The 18211-nt window shown below is 57.2% G+C and carries 7 protein-coding genes and 1 pseudogene; 7 read left to right on the top strand and 1 reads right to left on the bottom strand.

Annotation, left to right across the window (positions count from 1 at the left end):
- The 7 genes and pseudogenes from VGK14_RS03670 to VGK14_RS03640 form a co-directional block, all read left to right on the top strand.
- Positions 1–127: pseudogene (locus VGK14_RS03670) on the top strand (DDE-type integrase/transposase/recombinase); the annotation flags it as partial.
- Positions 128–553: 426 nt separating this feature from the next.
- Positions 554–1024 (top strand): surface-adhesin E family protein, encoded by a 471-nt coding sequence (locus VGK14_RS03665; protein ID WP_331507578.1) that lies wholly within the window; start codon positions 554–556, stop codon positions 1022–1024.
- Positions 1025–1516: 492 nt separating this feature from the next.
- On the top strand, positions 1517–3682 hold the full coding sequence (locus VGK14_RS03660; RefSeq protein WP_331507577.1) for a PAS domain S-box protein: 2166 nt from the start codon (positions 1517–1519) through the stop codon (positions 3680–3682).
- The gene (locus VGK14_RS03655) at positions 3679–4311 is read left to right on the top strand and encodes a response regulator transcription factor (protein ID WP_331507576.1); all 633 of its coding nucleotides are present in this window, start codon (positions 3679–3681) and stop codon (positions 4309–4311) included. Before VGK14_RS03660 ends, VGK14_RS03655 begins: the two co-directional genes overlap by 4 nt.
- Positions 4312–4581: 270 nt before the next feature.
- Positions 4582–6789 carry a bifunctional diguanylate cyclase/phosphodiesterase gene (locus VGK14_RS03650; protein WP_331507575.1) on the top strand — a complete coding sequence of 736 codons (2208 nt, stop codon included), beginning with the start codon at positions 4582–4584 and terminating at the stop codon, positions 6787–6789.
- Positions 6790–6799: 10 nt separating this feature from the next.
- Positions 6800–12928: an EAL domain-containing protein gene (locus VGK14_RS03645; RefSeq protein WP_331507574.1), complete on the top strand. Its 6129-nt coding sequence runs from the start codon at positions 6800–6802 to the stop codon at positions 12926–12928.
- An 8-nt stretch (positions 12929–12936) separates the two neighbouring features.
- Positions 12937–15021, top strand: coding sequence for a PAS domain-containing methyl-accepting chemotaxis protein (locus VGK14_RS03640; RefSeq protein WP_331507573.1), 2085 nt, complete (start codon positions 12937–12939; stop codon positions 15019–15021).
- Positions 15022–15061: 40 nt separating this feature from the next.
- On the opposite strand, the gene VGK14_RS03635 is transcribed toward VGK14_RS03640, so the two are convergent.
- Positions 15062–17632, bottom strand: a complete 2571-nt coding sequence (locus VGK14_RS03635) for a putative bifunctional diguanylate cyclase/phosphodiesterase (protein WP_331507572.1) — start codon at positions 17630–17632, stop codon at positions 15062–15064.
- Between the last annotated feature and the right edge of the window lie 579 nt (positions 17633–18211).

Below are 18211 nucleotides of genomic sequence, written 5' to 3'. Positions count from 1 at the left end.
CGAGGGCTGGCTGTACCTGGCGGTGGTGCTGGACCTGTTCTCACGGCAGGTCATCGGTTGGTCGATGCAGCCGCGCATGGAAAGCGAATTGGCGATCAATGCCTTGATGATGGCCGTGTGGCGACGCTAGGGGCTTTCTTGTAAAAGCTATGATGTAGTAGTAGCCTCTCGTTAAAGCTTACCTGATGTATTTATAGCCCCCCGTGTTACATAAACGGGGATAGAGTGAAGCTCTATAGTTTCTGATGTGACGAAAGATAAGAACTATTGGAAATTAGGAAACGAGGAGATTCCGTGGGCGTCATCGACAGTACTACTTTCACACTAAAGTGCCAATGTGGTACTTCTGAATCCGTGACCATCCTCCAACATGGCTCTACATATGGAGGCTCTTGGCAATCTGGAAGGCCCATGAATCGGTTTTCCGTCACGTGGGTAGACACTAATGAATTAAGTGGCCCTCATATCAAATCTGCTAAATGTAATGCGTGTGGCAAAGAACCTGAAATTGTTATTTCATAGCTGTTGATTTTATAAACAAAAAAGGATTTCCATGCGATATCTGCTAATTTATATCTTAATACTCCCCCTTATTTCTTGTGACGCAAAAAATGCCCCACAACAGAAAGCCATTCCCAACACATTTGAGCTAGGTGGTTGGGTTGCCATTACAGAGGGAGGCGTAGGCGGAACTATATATATGGACCCTTCTACTAAAGTTAAAAAAGATTCAGTTGTTAGAATCTGGACGCTAGTTGACTATAAAAATCCGCAAGAAGGGTATGTCTACAATCCTTCGAGTGATAAATCGATTAACACGACTTATTTTTCCACCACCGTTCTTACAGAGTTTAACTGCGCAGAAAAATCTTGGAGGAATAGAGAAGGCTCCTTCCACTCAAAAAATATGGCGCAAGGGCATGAGTTTAACAGTTTCCATAGCGCCGACTCCGCACAATTTGAACCAGTACGCCCCACAAGCATCGCACAAATCGAACTGAATTATGTATGCGCTATGCCATAGAAATACTTCCTTATAATGGGCGTCGGCTTAAGTGACAACTTTACCTAAAGTCTACGGACGTGGAAGCTTCACTTTACAAAAATGATCTCTTGCCAGTGCCCAGATTCATCGTCTCTGGCGCGCCAATCAGATATGAAAATGGCACCAACTTGCGAGCCCATTTTATTTCTGCCGATGCCTGCGCCATAGCAGCATGACGAAGGCTATGACGGCTCGACTCCCATCCTCAGAATCTTATTCGCCGATAGGCGAGATATCGCGTCCCGAAGATAGAACCAGGATCAAGCAGCCTTTGTGGCGATCCTGCTGGTGCCTTGTGCTGCGCGCAAATCATATTCAAGGATAGATGCACCCGTTAATTAATTGCATGCCCCATAACATTTCTGGAGGGCTTCGTAAGTAAGTTATGATGAAATACCGATAACTCGATTGCCGATAATGAAGCTTCTAATCATTGACAATGCATGTTCAGAGCGAACGCAGGGCATCAATATGGTTCGCAGCCGCTTTAGTCATGCCGAATTTTTGGCGATCGAAACACTTGAAGAGTTCCAGGCGGCATTGGCGCAAGCCGATTTCGATCTGGTCGTCACCGAGTACCGCCTGGGCTGGTCTGACGGGTTGTCGCTTCTCAAAATACTCAAGGTGCGGTTCCCTTGCGTTCCTGTGATTATGGTGACTGCTTTCGGCAGCGAGGAAGTCGCCGTGGAAGGCATGAAAGCCGGACTGGCTGACTATCTCCCCAAACACCAGCTGCATCGTCTTGCCGCAGTCGTTGACAGATGCCTGCCCCGGCTGGGGTTGCGCAGTCATTGCATGCATGGCGAGCATCACGTCAAGATTTGTGAGAAATGGGACCAGGCTATCTCGCGATTGACCTCGGATTTTGCTTATTCCGTGCGTATAGAGCCGGACGGCAAGATGGTATGCGAATGGGTGACCGAGCCTTATACGCGGATCACTGGCTATGAGGCAAAAGCAGCCGAACGCATCGGTACCTGGCTGGTGCCGGTGCATCCGGATGACCATGCGGTGTTTCGCTTGCGCACCGAAAATCTGCTGGCCGGCCGGCAAGATATCAGCGAGTACCGCATCATTGCCGACAACGGCGCAACACTGTGGCTGCGCGATCATGCGCTGCCGGTTCGCGACAAGTCCGGAGAGCGCGTGGTTCGTATCTACGGCGCGGTACAAGACATTACCCGGCGACGTAAGGCGGAAGAAGACTTGCGCTTGATGCGGCGCGCGCTCGATTCCAGCAACAACGGCATCATCATTACCGGGCTGGCCGAAACGGACTATCCGATCATCTATGCCAATCCAGCCTTTAGCCGGATTACCGGATATTCCGCAGAGGAATTGCTGGGCCGCAATCCGCGTTTTCTGCATGGTGAAGACCGCGACCAGCCGGAACTGGGCGAGCTGCGTGCGGCGTTGCGGGAGGGCCGGGAGGGCCACTCGGTGCTGCGAAATTATCGCAAGGATGGCACCCTGTTCTGGAACGAGGTCTACATCGCGCCGGTAACTGCGGAGGATGGCCGTGCCACGCATTACGTCGGCGTGCAGAACGACGTTACCCAGCGCGCCCTGATGGAGGCGCAGCTGTTGAAAAGCGAAACGCAGATACGTTCCATTCTTGAAAATGTCCTCGATGGCATCATCACGATCGACGAGTGGGGTGTTGTCGAAAGTTTCAACCCGGCTGCCGAGAAAATCTTCGGCTATACCGCCACGGAAGTTATCGGCCGCAATGTCAGCATGCTGATGCCAGAACCCGATCGCAGTCTCCACGATGGTTACCTGGTCAACTACCAGCGTACTGGCGAACGCAGGATTATCGGCGCCGGCCGCGAGGTCACCGGGTTAAAAAAAGATGGCAAGTCATTTCCCATGGAGCTTGGAGTCAGCGAGATAAAGTCAGACCAGCGCCGGCGGATATTCATCGGCGTGGTGCATGACCTGACCGACCGCAAACGGGTAGAAGAAACATTGCGTGAATTGTCCAGTCATCTTCAGTCCGCAAGGGAGGGAGAGCGTACCAGGATCGCGCGCGAAATCCACGATGAACTCGGCAGCTTTCTGGCGGCACTCAAGATGGACATCAGCTGGCTGGCAAAAAAGCTCCCTGAAAAAGCACTGGCACAACGCGAAAAGATAGGATCAATGAACCGGATGATCGACGAGGCGATTCAGACGGTAAGAAAGATCGCAACCGACCTGCGACCGAGCATCCTGGATAACCTGGGGTTGCTGGCCGCGATGGAATGGCAGGTACAGGAATTTTGCGAGAATACCGGGATCGACTGCAAACTGACCAAGCCGGCGAGCGTGGATATTGACCTGGATAGTGAGCGTGCAACTGCAGTTTTTCGCATTTTGCAGGAGGCTATAACCAACATCACCTTGCATTCCGGAGCAACGCAAGCCCAGGTCGAGGTGCAGGCCGCTGGCGGCGAACTGGTCATGAAGATTACGGACAATGGGAAAGGAGTCGGCCTGCGACAACTGGTCAGCCCCCAGTCGCTGGGTATTCTCGGAATGCATGAGCGTGCGCACTATTTTGGAGGCATGGTGCAAATAGCCAGCCAGCCCGGCACGGGCACGACGATCATCATGCGCATGCCATTGAATCCTGCAAAAACCGGGGAGGGGACATGATCAGAATCCTGATCGCCGACGATCATGCCATTGTCCGGGCCGGCTTGAAGCAAATTCTCGCCGAAGTGCCCGACATGGTGGTTGCCGGCGAGGCCGCGACCGGGCAGGAAACCCTGGATCAGATCCGCATGGGAGGATGGGATGTGCTGCTACTCGATATTTCCATGCCAAGCAGCAACGGGCTGGAAGTCCTCAAACGAGTCAAGCAGGCAAATTCCGGCCTGCCGACCCTGATACTCAGCATGTACCCGGAAGATCAGTACGCTGTGAGGATGCTGCGAGCCGGCGCGGGGGGGTATCTGACCAAGGAGAGCGCGTCCGACCAGCTCGTGGCGGCGATACGCAAGGTCGCGCAGGGCGGCAAATACATTAGTCCTACATTAGCCGAGAAACTCGCCACGGAGCTGGATGAGAGCCGTGAAAAACCCCGCCACGCGGCGCTCTCCGATCGCGAGTTCCAGATATTCCGAGCCATTGCCATGGGCATGGCTAACTCGGAGATTGCCGTCGAGTTGTCGCTCAGCGTCAAGACCGTCAGCACCTACCGGGCTCGCGTGATGGAGAAAATGGGCATGACAAAAAATGCCGAAATCATTCATTACGCAATCAAAAATCAGCTTCTGGATTAAACCCGGATGGCTCGTCGAGGCGCGAGCGCTGGCCGCAAGATGGCCACCAGTACTCGCGCAGGCTCGAAGAGCCGTCTAATGGATTATCCGGGTTAAAAAACCACTTTCTATTTGTAGGTTAAATACCTACATGCCTGTTCGCGTATCTCGTACAAAACTCATCGCATGTGGCTGATACTCGGTCATCAAGGGCTTATGCATAATAGCTGGGCTTTATCCTGATTGCCTTTAATGATGCTGTTTTCGAATAAGCCGAGGTTTGTCTGACCCATGGATATGTCTGTTACCCTCGCGCCAGAATGCTTACAGACCTTGCTGGCAATCCATGATGCCTTGATGACGTCGAACACCGATGAAGACAAGGTGTTGAACGAGGCTTGCGAAGTGTTGCTATCGTATCGGCCTTACCAAACCGCGTGGATTGCCCTGGTGGGGCCGGATGCGACGCTGACGGTCAGGGCCGCATCCGGGAAAGTTGAGCCGGGAATGCACGGCGCTGCATTGAATCGGCCGGAAAGCGGCGATGGCGACCCGATTGCAACATGCATCGGCACTGTTTTGCCAACCTGGCTGGAGAACGGCTTCTCTGCCGCTGCACAGGCACCTCTCAAGGGACTGTCCCCCGAAGTTCTGGCATTGCCTACCGTTTTGCAACCATTGGTGACTAAAGGTCGTTGCAGCGGAGTTCTGTGCGTAACGGCCGATCCGGCGAAGGGATTTGGCCCTGACGATCATCTGCTGCTGCAAGTAGTGGCGCAACATATCGGTTTTGCGCTGGGCATGTTGCAAGTGTTGATTGCCAATGAGGCTGCAAACAAGGAGTTGAAGCTTGCTGCGGCGGTTTTCGACAATTCGCTGGAGGCCATTCTCATCACCGATGTGAATGGCACCATCCTGGCGGCCAATCCTGCCGTGGTACAGACAACGGGTTATGAACTGGGGGAACTGATCGGGTGCAATCCGCGCATACTCAATTCAGGTAGGCACGATCGCGATTTCTACGATGCGATGTGGGGGGCTGTCAGACACCAGGGACAGTGGAAGGGCGAGATCTGGAACAGGCGAAAGAACGGTGAGATATATCCGGAGTGGCTCAGTATTTCCACCATTCGCGACAAGAGCGGCCAGGTGCAGAACTATATCGGCATGTTCGTCGACTTGTCCCGGCAGAAGGAAACCGAGCGCCGTCTGGATTATCTGGCCCATCACGATGGGCTGACCGGGTTACCCAATCGCGAACTGTTCAAGGATCGCTTGCTGGTTGCGATCGCCCAGGCAAAACGCAAGCACCAGTCGCTGGCGGTGTTGTTCCTGGATATCGATCATTTCAAGTATATCAACGATACCTTTGGTCATGCCGAAGGTGACAGCTTGCTAAAGCTGGTTGCCAGAAGGTTGGCGGTTTGCTTGCGTGAGGAAGACACCTTGTCGCGCATGGGCGGTGACGAGTTCACCGTTTTGCTGCAAAACGTTGACGAAGCGGATGCAAGAAGGGTGGCCGAGAAGATTGTCAATGCCATGAGCCCCCTTTTTATCGTAAACGAACACCAGCTTTATATCACCGTCAGCATCGGCATCAGCATTTACCCGGAAGACGGCGACGAGCCGACGCTGCTAATGAAAAACTCCGATATGGCGATGTATCGTGCCAAGGAGATGGGGCGTAACAATTTGCAACGCTTCCGTTCCAACATGGATGATTACTCCATCCGGCGGATAGAAATGGAGCAGCACCTGCGCCGCGCATTGGAACAAGGGGAATTCAAGGTTTTTTATCAACCCCAGATCGATGTCGCCAGCGGGCGATGGGTTGGCACGGAAGCTTTGCTGCGGTGGCAATGTCCGGATATCGGGCTGGTGTCGCCAGGAGAGTTTATCCCCCTGGCAGAGGAGACCGGCCTGATCGTGCCCATCGGCGAGTGGGTCTTGCGTGCCGCATGCACGCAATGCAAAGCCTGGCACCAGGCGGGTATGACCGGGCGGGTCGTGGCGGTCAATATATCAGCTTGCCAGTTCCGGCAGGCTGATTTCAGCGATGTCGTTGCAAGGGTGCTGCGCGACACCGGCCTCGATCCGGCTTGCCTTGAACTGGAGTTGACCGAAAGCATTACCATGCGGGGCGCCGAAGAAACGATCACGATGCTGCATTACCTTAAGAAGATGGGAGTGCAGATATCGATTGACGATTTCGGCACCGGTTATTCCTCTCTCAGCTATCTGAAACGTTTCCCGATCGACAAGCTGAAAATCGACCAGTCCTTTGTTGCTGGCATCGCCGAAGATCCGAACGATGCGGCAATCATTATTGCCATTATTGCCATGGCTCACAGCCTGGGCCTCAGGGTCGTTGCGGAAGGCGTGGAAACCGGGGAGCAGCTCGATTTCCTGAGGATGCACGCATGCAACGAAGTGCAGGGGTATTTATTCGGCCGCCCCATGCCGGCCGAAGAATTGGCCGGAAACCAGATGTTCACATAGGACTCCAGGTATGCGGATGCCCCGGATAGAGGAAGCGCCCAGACTGCAGTTCTACACGCTCACCGAGCAGCTCGGCGAGAGCCTGCAGGCGCTGGTTTACAAGGGCCATCACAAGCATGTTCCCGGGCAGCCGCTGGTGCTCAAGCTGCTCAGGCTCCTTTCCAGCCGGGAAGAGCAGTCGCGCCATCTGCGGCAAAAAATCGAGCGGCTGAAGGTATTACACGATCCGCGCGCATCCACCCCACTGCTACTGGAATCGGACGGCGAGACGCTGTTCATCGTGCAGTTGTGGTTTGCCGGACAGCCGCTGGATGCATGGGCCGAATCGCAGGGAAAGCCGGTGCTGACGGATTTTTTTACGATTGCCTGCACGCTGGCCGACACCTTGCAGGCGGTGCACGATGCCGGCATCACCCACGGCGGGGTCAAGCCGCACAACATCCTGGTGCAGCCCGGCACGCTCACCGTGCGCCTTACCGATTTCATCACCCCGCTGGACATCCGCGATGTCAGCCATTTCATTTACGATCCCGGGTTCATGCGTGGCACACTGGCCTATACCTCTCCGGAACAGACCGGGCGCATCAACTATCGTGTGGATTTTTCCACCGACCTGTATTCGCTGGGCATTGTCTTTTACGAACTGCTTACCGGCAGGCTGCCGTTCTTTTCCACCGACCCGCTGGAGCTGATCCACTCCCACCTCGCCGAAGAAGCGCCCAGGGCGCACGAGATCAATCCGGAAATTCCGCGCGCACTGGGGGAGATCGTCGCCAAGCTCATGCTCAAGCAACCGGAGAAGCGCTACCAGAGCGCCGCCGGACTATTGGCCGACCTGCTGCGCTGCCGCGACGAATATGCCGCAAGCGGCGCCATCGCCGACTTTCCCGCCGGCTTGCACGACCGCAGCCGGCGCGTGATTTTTATTTCCAGAATGGTCGGACGCCAGGCCGACAGCGAACTGATCCGGTGCCAATACGACGAGGTGGTGGCCGGCAATTTCCGCTCCGTGTTCATCTCCGGGCTGTCCGGGATCGGCAAGACGCGGCTGATCCAGGAACTGCAGAAGCCGCTGGTGCGGCACCGGGGTTATTTCACCTCCGGCAAGTTCGACCAGTACCAGAAGAACATCCCTTACAGCTCGCTGATCCAGGCGCTGCGCAGCCTGGTGCGGATTTTCCTCACCGAGAGCGACGCGCAGGTCAGGCAATGGGAGGCCAGGATACTCGATGCGGTGGCAGGCAACGGCCGCGTGATTATCGACGTAGTGCCGGAACTGGAATACATCATCGGGCCGCAGCCGGAGGTGGTGCATCTGCCGCCGGTGGAAGCGCGCAACCGCTTTAATAATCTATTTGGGCGCTTTCTCGCCTGCCTCGCCAGCGAGGAAAATCCGCTGGTGCTGTTCATCGACGACCTGCAATGGTGCGATCTCGCCACCTTCGACTTCCTGCAGAACCTGTTCGTCAACCATGTCGAGCACCCTTATCTGCTGCTGATCGGCGCCTACCGGCACAACGAGGTGGACGCCGCGCATCCGCTCACCAAACTGATCCGCAACGTCCGCGAAAACGAAGGCCCGATACGGGAAATCCGGCTGGAGCCGCTCAACGAGCAGGACTGCCACGAGATGGTGGCCTATATCCTGGATTCGCCGCTGGAGGACACCGCCAGCCTGGCGGAATTCATCGCCCACCTGACCGAGGGCAATCCCCTGTTCGTCAGCGAAAGCCTGGCCTGGCTCTACAACGAGGACTTGCTGTACACCGACGAGCGGCATCAATGGCGCTGGGACATGAACCGGATCCGCGACACGCGGATGCCGACCACCGTGGTCGAACTGTTCAGCTCCAAGGTGCGCAAACTGCCCGCCGACACCCTGTACATCCTCGATCATTGCGCCTGCATGGGCAACCGCTTCACGGCGAAAGAGCTGACGCTGGCGCTGGAAATCGATCTCGTCACCCTGTTCGAGCGGCTGAAGCCGGTGTTGAGCCTCGGCCTGCTGCTGGAAAACAAATCCGACCTGCAATTCGTGCACGACCGGGTGCAGGAGGCCGTGTTGCGCCAGGTGGCGGAACAGGCGCGCCCAGCCATCCACTGGCGGATAGGCAACAAGTTGTTGGGCGCGGTACCGGCAGGCACCGATCCGGAATCGCTGGACAACCTCTACACCATCGTCGCGCACCTGAACAAAGGGCGGCCGGCCGCGCTGGACGAGGCGACCACCTATCGCCTGGTGGACATCAATTTTCATGCGGGCAACAAGGCGCTGGCCGCGCTGGCTGGCGATGCCGCCAACGATTTCTTCCTGACGGCGCACGGCTACCTGCCGGCGGACTGCTGGGAGGACGCCTACGAGAGGACTTTCCGCATCTACCAGCGGCTGGCCAAGACCGATCTGATGTGCGGCCGCCACGAAGCCTCCGGATCCCTGCTCGACCAGCTCATCGAGCATGCCGTCAGCGATCTTGACAAGGCCGAGGCGCTGGCGGAACAGACCACTTCGCTGTCCTCCTTCGGCAATTTCATCCAGGCCATCGCGACCGCCAACCGCGGCCTGGCCTATTTCGGCAAGGCCATCCCCGAAGATCCCGCGCTTGCCCGGCAACGCATGCAGGTGCTGATGACGCAAATCGGGGAGCAAGGCAACGTGTGGGACAAAATTCTGCACATGCCCTTCACCTCGGAGCGCAAGAGCAAGATCGAACTCGCCTTCTACAGCGAACTGATCCCCGACCTCTACATGTCGGGGCTGGTGCCGCAGCTCTACCTTTCCGCCGCGCAGTCCACCCTGCATTGCCTGGAGGGCGGCATGGACGAGTCGGTGATCTACTCCTTTTCCATCATGGGGCTGAACCTGGGCGAACAGGAGCAGTTCGAGCAGGCATTCCGCTACGAGGACCTGGCCCACGACCTGTGCGCCAAATACCCCAACACCTTCGGCACCACGCGCGGCATGAACGGCATCGTCTGGTGCAACATGCACTCGCGCAGCCATCCGGCGGCCATCGTCGAATACAGCCTGAAAGGCATCCAGTGCGGCAAGAACTGCGGCGACCTGTACAACGCCGGGCTGTCCTACGGCCCGCTGATGTGGAACCTGGTAATCCAGGGCAGAAACCTGCGCCGAGTCGAGGAATACGCCGAGGAGTGCCTGCATTTCTCGCGCAAGAACCAGCTTGCATTCTCGGTTGGTTTGGCCGAGGCAGTACTGGCCGGCTGGGTGGCGCCGATGAAACCGGACTATCAGCCGGTTGCCATGGAAGAAACGCTGGCGCGCTGGGCCGGGGATAATTACGTGGCCGCCTCCGGCAGCTATTTCGCCCTGCTCGGCTTTGCCCAACACCTGCTGGGCGACTACGCGGCGGCGGCGGAGTCGCTGGAAGCGGTCAACCGCTATTTGCACGGGCTGACCGACAACGTGCTGAAGCGGCTGTGGTACGTGTTCCGCATCCTCAACCGGCTGCATTTGCGCGGCGATGCCTGCTGGCGGGACATCGAAGCGGAGATCGCCCCGCTGTTGCGGAAGGTTGAAACCTGGGCGCGTTTCGGCCCGCTGCTGCGGCCCTATCTGGCCCTCGCCCATGCCGAGATCGCCCGCGCCAGGGGTGAGCTGCGCGAGGCGCGCAACCTGTATCTGGACGCCATCGCCGAAGCGCAGGCGCAAGACTGCGAATTGCTCGCCGGACACCTGCACGAACGCCTGGGCGACCTACTGACCGAAGCCGGACTGGGCAATGCCGCAATCTGGTATGCCGAGGCGAGGCGCCTCTATCGCGTCTGCCGCGCGGACGGCAAGAACGCCAGGCTGGAAGCGCGCCGCCGCTATGTTCCCGTGGATCGCGCATTGCGCGACGAGGAGACGGTCGACAAATCGGCCGACACTCATCCCGACGATCTCGCCACCCTGCCCAATCTTGACATCAATTACCTGATGAAATCCGCGCTGGCGCTATCAGCGGAAATCGACCTGGCGCAACTGCTGCAAAAGATCATGAACGTAGTACTGGAAAGTTCCGGCGCGCAGCACGGCTACCTGCTGATCCGGGAGCAGGACGAACCGGTGGTGGTCGCGGAAAACCATGTCGGCCAGAAGCAAGCCGCCACGGCCTGCCACTATCCCCTGGCCAGCGCGAGCGGCATTTGCCAGGCCATCGTCAATTATGTGTTCCGCACGCGCGAAAAAGTGGTGCTGCATGATGCGGGCACGGCAGGCGATTTCCAGAACGCGCCCGAAGTCCAGGCGCTGGACCTGCGCTCGGTGCTGTGCCTGCCGGTCATCAAGCACGCTGAGCTGATTGGCGTGCTGTACCTGGAGAACCGCCTGTCGGAAGGCATTTTTACCCCGGGAAAGATCAGCATGACCGAACTGCTGACTTCGCACGCCGCCATTTCTCTGGAAAACGCCAGCCTGTTGGATGAAACGCGCATTGCCGCCAAGGCCTTCGAATCGCAAGAAGGCATGATGGTTACCGATGAGAATACGGCGATTATTCGGATCAACCACGCTTTCACGAAACTGACTGGTTATAGCGCCGAGGAAGCGATCGGCAAAACCCCGGCAATACTCAAGAGCGGGCGGCAGGATGGCGAGTTTTACCGCAGGATGTGGGAGACCTTGTCGCAGCAACAATTTTGGCAAGGTGAAATCTGGAACCGGCGTAAAAACGGCGAAGAGTATCTGGGATGGGTCACCATTACCGGTGTAGCCAACAAAGTCGGCAGGGTCACCAATTATATCGGCACGTTTATCGACATCACGCGCCACAAGGAAGCAGAACAGGCAATTCATAGTCTCGCCTTCTACGATCCGCTCACTCACTTGCCCAACCGGCGTCTATTGTACGACCGGCTGCAACTGGCCCTTGTCGCATCCATACGGCGCAATTGTCACGGTGCAATCCTGTTCATGGATATGGATAACTTCAAGGCGCTGAATGACACGAAAGGGCATGCCGTAGGCGACTCGCTGTTGATTGAAGTAACGCAACGCCTGGTTGAATGCATACGGGCCGACGACACCGTGGCGCGGCTTGGCGGTGATGAGTTTGTCGTCATGCTGGAAGATATCGGTGAAGAATCGGAGCAAGCCGCCTCTCACGCCAAAGCGGTAGGCGAAAAGATACTCGAAGCCCTGAGCCTGCCTTATCTGCTGGATGACCACGAATACTTCGGTACCTGCAGTATCGGCGTCTGTCTGTTCCGGGGGGATGCGTTGCCGGCCGATGAATTGCTCAAGCGTGCCGATACCGCCATGTATCAGGCCAAACAGCACGGACGCAACGCCCTCCGCTTCTTCGACCCCGCCATGCAGGCGGCGCTGGAATCCCGCATACAGCTCGAATCCAGTCTGCGCCACGCCTTGCCGCGGCAGCAGTTCAGGTTGTACTACCAGGCGCAGGTGAATGAGGAGCGTCAGATCATCGGCGCCGAGGTGCTGCTACGCTGGCAGCATCCGGAGAGCGGGATGATTTCCCCGGCAACGTTTATTCCGGTGGCCGAGGAATCCGGCCTTATCGTGCCGATCGGCCTCTGGGTGCTGCAAACTGCCTGCTCACAACTCAAGTCATGGGAACAAGACCCGTGCACCCGTGATTTGCAGCTTGCCGTCAACGTTAGCGCATGCCAGTTTCACCAAGGCGATTTTGTTGAACGAGTGTGCCAGATTCTCCTTGCGAGCGGCGCCAATCCCGCCCTGCTCAAACTTGAGCTCACCGAGAGCGTGGTGGTCGATAACGTCACAGACATGATAGACAAGATGCGGATGCTCAAGGAAATCGGCATCAGCTTCTCCATGGACGATTTCGGCACTGGCCATTCCTCGCTGGCCTATCTGAAACGCTTGCCGCTTTGTCAACTGAAGATCGACCAGTCCTTCGTGCGCGACATCACCACCGACCCCAATGATGCGGCAATCGTGCAGACCATTATTGCCATAACCCGCACCCTCGGTCTGAACGTCATTGCAGAAGGTGTGGAAACCGAAGCGCAACTGGAATTTCTCAAACGGCACGGCTGCCTGTCGTATCAAGGCTACTTGTTCGGCAAACCAGTCACCGTGGAAGAGTTCGAAAGGCTGGTATCCGCCATGCTCCTTGATCCGCCGCCCCACAAGATCCCCAACCCGCATGAGTGAGCTTTCCCATGAAAAACAACCAGCCTGTCACCAACCGTGAATATGTACTGCGCGATGGCGCGGCCATTATTTCCCGTACCGATGCCAAAGGCATCATTACCGATTGCAACGATGAGTTTGTGGAGGCTTCGGGTTACACCCGCGAGGAATTGATCGGTCGACCGCATAATATTGTGCGTCACCCGGATTTGCCGCCGGAAGCCTTCCGGGACTTATGGGATACCCTGAAACGCGGCCGGCCCTGGGCCGGATTGGTCAAGAACCGGCGCAAAAACGGCGATTACTACTGGGTGCGCGCCTCCGCAACGCCATTGGCGGATGGGAGCGGCTATACCTCGGTGCGCACCAAGCCGGCGCGTGCCGAGGTCGAGGCAGCGGAAGCGCTCTACCGGCGCATGCGGAGCGGAGAAAAGATTCGCCTGCATGAAGGTCAGGTCATCCTGCCCGGTTTTTTCTCCGGCTTGAGCGCTTTTCTGGGCAAGCTGACAATTTCAGGCCAGCTCTGGCTGATGGCATGCTTTGTATCCCTGTTGCTGCTTGCATTTGCCGGGTTAGGCGGCTACGCGATGCGCTCGGTCGGCAACGCCGCCGCCCGCATGGGGCAGGGCAAGGACCTGGTGGCCGACATCCTGCCGCCGCCGCTGTACATTATCGAGGCCAACCTGGTCAGCAAAAGTCTGCTTGATGCGGAAGGCGCCGAGAGGCAGCGACTGCTCGACAAATTGGGTGCGCTGAAGGACGATTACGACACGCGCAACCGTTATTGGGAAGCGAGCGATGTCGCACCCGAGGTCAAAGCCAGCTTGCTGGGGGAACAGCGCAAGCAGGCCGATCTGTGGTGGCGCGAGGCGACGGAACGCTTCATCCCTGCCATCCGGCGCGGCGACAGGGAGGCTGCGCACGCCATTTTGAAAACCATGGACGTTTATTACGGGGCGCACCGCAAGGGTGTGGACGCCACGGTTAAAATTGGCTCGCAGTACAGCGACGATACCTTGGTTTCCTTGTCCGGAGTAGGGAACAGGCCCGTATGGGCGATGATCGTGCTTGCCGGCATGGGGTGCGTGATCTCGCTGATCATGGCTTTTCTGGTCATTCGCCATATCCGGCACCGCCTGGGCGTGGCCGGCGAAGCGGCCAAAGCCGTTGCCGACGGCGATCTCACCCGCCCCATCCCGGCGGTGGGCAATGACGAAGTCGGCGATCTCGTGTCCATGATTGCCATCATGCGCAACAGCCTGCATGAGCTGATTGCCGCCGTGCACCAAAACGTGGAAGCGCTGCACCGTTCGGCCGTCGAATTATCCCAGTCTGCCGCAGGCAGCGCACAGGCTTCCGAAACCCAGTCGGAAGCAGCTTCCGGCATGGCTGCGGCGGTCGAGGAATTGTCGGTCTCCGTCGACATGGTGGAAACGAATGCGGGCGAAGCCCATGCCGTCACGCAAACCTCGGCCACCCGCTCGACCGAGGGCGGACGCATCATCCACGAAGCCGCAAGCGAAATGGAACGCATCGCCTCGGCAGTCAATTCGACCGCCGGCACTATCCGGGAACTGGAGGGGTTGTCGACGCAGATTTCCAGTATCGTCGGCGTCATCAAGGAGATTGCCGACCAGACCAACCTGCTGGCTCTCAACGCCGCCATCGAGGCAGCCCGCGCCGGGGAACAAGGCCGCGGCTTTGCCGTGGTAGCGGACGAGGTGCGCAAGCTCGCCGAGCGCACCGGCAATTCCACCCAGGAAATTACCGATATGATTGCCAAGATTCAGCACGGAACGCAGCGCGCCGCCCAGGAGATGGACGCCGGGGTCAGCCGCGTCAACGACGGTGTCCGGCTCGCACGCCAGGCAGGCGACTCCATGTCCGGCATACGCGAAGGGACGGAGCAGGTTACCCGCGCCGTGGACGAAATATCCTTCGCGCTCAAGGAACAGGGGGCGGCCGCCCGGGAAATCGCGCAAAAAGTCGAGCAGATCGCGCAAGGGGCGGAGGCCAACAGCTCATCCGCAGCGCAGACTGCAGCTTCAGCCCGGCAGTTGGAAAATCTTTCGCAACGATTGCATGTATTGGCCACTCGTTTCAGGATCGCCTGAGCGCCTTGCGCAACATGGGCACGCCACGCTTGCCTTGGCGTCAGGGCTGCAAGCCGGCTTCTCTGGCAGGTACATGAATGAGCGGCGACGGGCGGCTGATATGGTAGCCCTGGGCATAATCGATGCCCAAGCCGCTGACTGCCTCCAGGATTTCGCCGTCCTCGACATATTCGGCAATAGTCTTTATTTTCAGTTCCTTGGCCAGCGTCACGATGCTCTTGATGAAAGCCAGGTAGACCTCGTCCTGCAGCATGTTCCTGATGAATTCGCCTTCGATCTTGATGTAGTCGACGGGAAAACGCTTGATGTACTGGAACGACGAGTAGCCCGAGCCGAAATCATCGATGGCGAAGCTGAATCCCTGTAGTTTGATGTCGAGCACGAATTTTTCCAGCAGGCTCAAGTTGCTGACGGTTTCCCGTTCGGTAATCTCGAATACGATACGGCTCGGCTCGACGCCGAATTCCGTCGCCAGGCGATGCACCCGCCCGACAAACTCCCCGACAATCAGCGCCTTGGGCGAAAGGTTGATGAACAGCATGCCCTGATAGCCCTGTTCCTTGAGCTGGATGAAGGCTTTTTCGATCAGCTGGTAGTCCATCTTGTGGACGATGCCCATGCTTTCGGCTTCTTCGATGAACTCGTTGGCTGTCACCAGCAGGTCGCCCAACTGGATGCGCATGAGCAGTTCGTGGATGGCGATCTCGCCGGTGACGGCATCGCAGATGGGCTGGAAGAACGGTACGATTTTCCCCTCGTCCAGCGCGTTCTGGACCATGATGCTTTTCTCGCCGGCCTTCCTGAACACTTCCGCCATTTCGTCTTCACTGGGGATGGCGATGGCGTTTTTCCCGGATTTCTTTGCTTTGTACATCATGTTGTCGGCAACCAGGAGAATATCCTTGGGATCGTCACCATGGTGCGGGCAGATGGCGATACCTATCGATGTGGTGGCCCTGACCTTAACCCCATCGGGAGACAGCATGGAAAACTCCTCAAGATTTTCCGCGATGCGCTGCGCTACCATGTGCGCCTGGGTGTCGTTGGTGTCGGGCAGAATGATGCAGAACTCGTCCCCGCCGTAACGGGCCAGCAAATCGCCGTCCCTTACCGCGCCATGCAGTATCCGGGTGAATGCCTGCAGGAAGGTGTCGCCGAAGTGATGGCCAAAGCGGTCGTTGATGGTCTTGAAGTTGTCCATGTCGAGCATCATCACGGCAAACTGCTGATGATGCCGTTTTGCCCGCCCGACTTCGTATCCCAGCAATTCCCAGAACATGCGCTGGTTGTAAATGTTGGTGAGCGGGTCGCGCGTGGCGTAGTACTCGAGATCCTTGGTGTACTTGTAGATGGCCTTGACCGACCCCACGAGGTTGAGCAGCGTGGTCAGGATGCTGCCGATCACCATGCTTCTTACTTCGTCCAGCGCCAATGTCGATTGCACGCCGATGCCGACGATACCGCCGATTCTGGGGGTTTCCAGCAGCAGGGACTTGGTTTGCAGTTCGATATCATGGATGCTCAGTTCGGGCAGTACGTCATTGTTGTCGGCAATGTTATGGGCGATTTGCAAGAGAGTGGCGCCGCAGAACAGCGGATTGTCATGCAGCTGTTTATGCAGGTATTCCTCGAATAACTGCACGGTTGTATCGGTCGGAGTGTTGTGCCAGAAAACCTCGCATTCGTAGGATTCTTCCTCGATGCGGAAAATCGTGACCAGTGCGTAGGCGTCGATAATCGGGTTGATGTCCAGCAGCAGGGACTTGATGAACTCGCGCCAGTCCTTCACCACGTTCGAGGTGATGATGAATTTTTCCAGCAGCCTGATCTCGAATTCGAGGACATCCTTGTCGACCGCCACGCGCCTGATTCTCTCCACCAGCAGGGCGACATTGTCGAAGGTCTGGTTGAATTCCTCGAAGCCGAAATTGACGCTGCTGAAATCGAAATGGTTGAAATCCTTGACGGTATTGACCGACTCGACCCTGCTGCGGAATAAATCCGCCGAGCGTTTGATATTTCTGGCGGCAAAGGCCGAGATGGCGGCGGCGGTCAGCAACACCAGCAAACCCAATGCCAGGAAGAGCCCGACGTAATAGATGCGCACCCTGGGGGTCACCGTTTCCAGATGATACCGGGAAGCGATGACCCCCAGTACGTCGCCATTCCTGGCGTCGGTGTGGCAGCGCAGACAACCCGGCTGCGCCTTGACCGGGTAAGCGTAACGGATGTAATCGCCGGTTTTGGTCACGACTTCCCTGCCGCTGGTCAGGGCTTGCCGAACATCTTCATCCGCAGGGGGGTGCGGTACTTTTCCAAAAAGCTTTTCGACGTTCTGGCCGCGATACATGTCCAGCGTGTCGAGGGTTGATGAAAAAGCGGATTTGCTGGCGGCGGCGGTCTCCAGGATTTGCTTGTGCGATGCGCCGTTGCTTAAGGCCTGGGAGAGCACATTGAAATTCTGCCGGGAAATTTCCCTGGTCGTTTCCAGAGCGCTTTCTGCAAACAGTTTCTCGTAAAGCAGGGAAGAAGCCAGCGTGGCCCCGAGAAAAACCAGTAGTGCCACGCCAACCGTGGCGGCAAATACAAACCCCCTCAGGGTATTGAGCATTTCAATCGCTTTTCGGTATATATCGCGCATTGGCAATGCTCCGGGATGATCGTTACAAATTTTTTCCTGCTCGATGAACGTGCAGATGCTGATGCCGGACCCAAGGGGCGATATCGTTCATCGCCGGCCGGTCGTGAGCCAATGGGCGCAAGGTCAATGCAGGTGTGGTTACAAACGGGCACCTGCGAGATGCATCCCTGCCTGGGCGAGAGGACAGCGGGCAACGGTTGCCGGCAAGGCGGCGACGCATTGCTTTCTTTATTAGGGCAAGCACATCCGGATTATAGCCGATTCAATATGCGTACTGTCTTGACCCTCATCAAGAAAGCCACAAGATTGCTGGAGGTTATCTATTTACCCACGATGCTGTCGCGCAGGAAGGTTGAATTGCCACGATATTCCCGATGCCGGTTTGGGGTACAAACAAAAAAAGGGACTTCGACAGTCCCCGGCCTGAGCGCGTCGATACTGCGTGCGGACTTATTCGACCTCTTCCTTGACCTTGCGCAGAGTAGATGGGGCGCCGCGTTCGGTCAGGCGGTTTACTTTTGCGGCCATGATGAAGTCGTTCTCATGCAG

It is taken from the genome of Novimethylophilus sp., assembly GCF_036504375.1.
In the GTDB taxonomy this organism is placed as follows: Bacteria; Pseudomonadota; Gammaproteobacteria; order Burkholderiales; family Methylophilaceae; genus Novimethylophilus.
Note: the sequence above shows the minus strand (reverse complement) of the source record. Positions and strands in the feature narration are given on the sequence as shown.

What these genes read in the sequence shown, in the direction of transcription:
- VGK14_RS03645 (WP_331507574.1), top strand. Translation starts at nt 6,800, where the DNA reads ATGCGGATGCCCCGGATAGAGGAAGCGCCCAGACTGCAGTTCTACACG.
- VGK14_RS03650 (WP_331507575.1), top strand. Translation starts at nt 4,582, where the DNA reads ATGGATATGTCTGTTACCCTCGCGCCAGAATGCTTACAGACCTTGCTG.
- VGK14_RS03665 (WP_331507578.1), top strand. Translation starts at nt 554, where the DNA reads ATGCGATATCTGCTAATTTATATCTTAATACTCCCCCTTATTTCTTGT.
- VGK14_RS03635 (WP_331507572.1), bottom strand. Translation starts at nt 17,632, where the DNA reads ATGCTCAATACCCTGAGGGGGTTTGTATTTGCCGCCACGGTTGGCGTG.
- VGK14_RS03655 (WP_331507576.1), top strand. Translation starts at nt 3,679, where the DNA reads ATGATCAGAATCCTGATCGCCGACGATCATGCCATTGTCCGGGCCGGC.
- VGK14_RS03640 (WP_331507573.1), top strand. Translation starts at nt 12,937, where the DNA reads ATGAAAAACAACCAGCCTGTCACCAACCGTGAATATGTACTGCGCGAT.
- VGK14_RS03660 (WP_331507577.1), top strand. Translation starts at nt 1,517, where the DNA reads ATGGTTCGCAGCCGCTTTAGTCATGCCGAATTTTTGGCGATCGAAACA.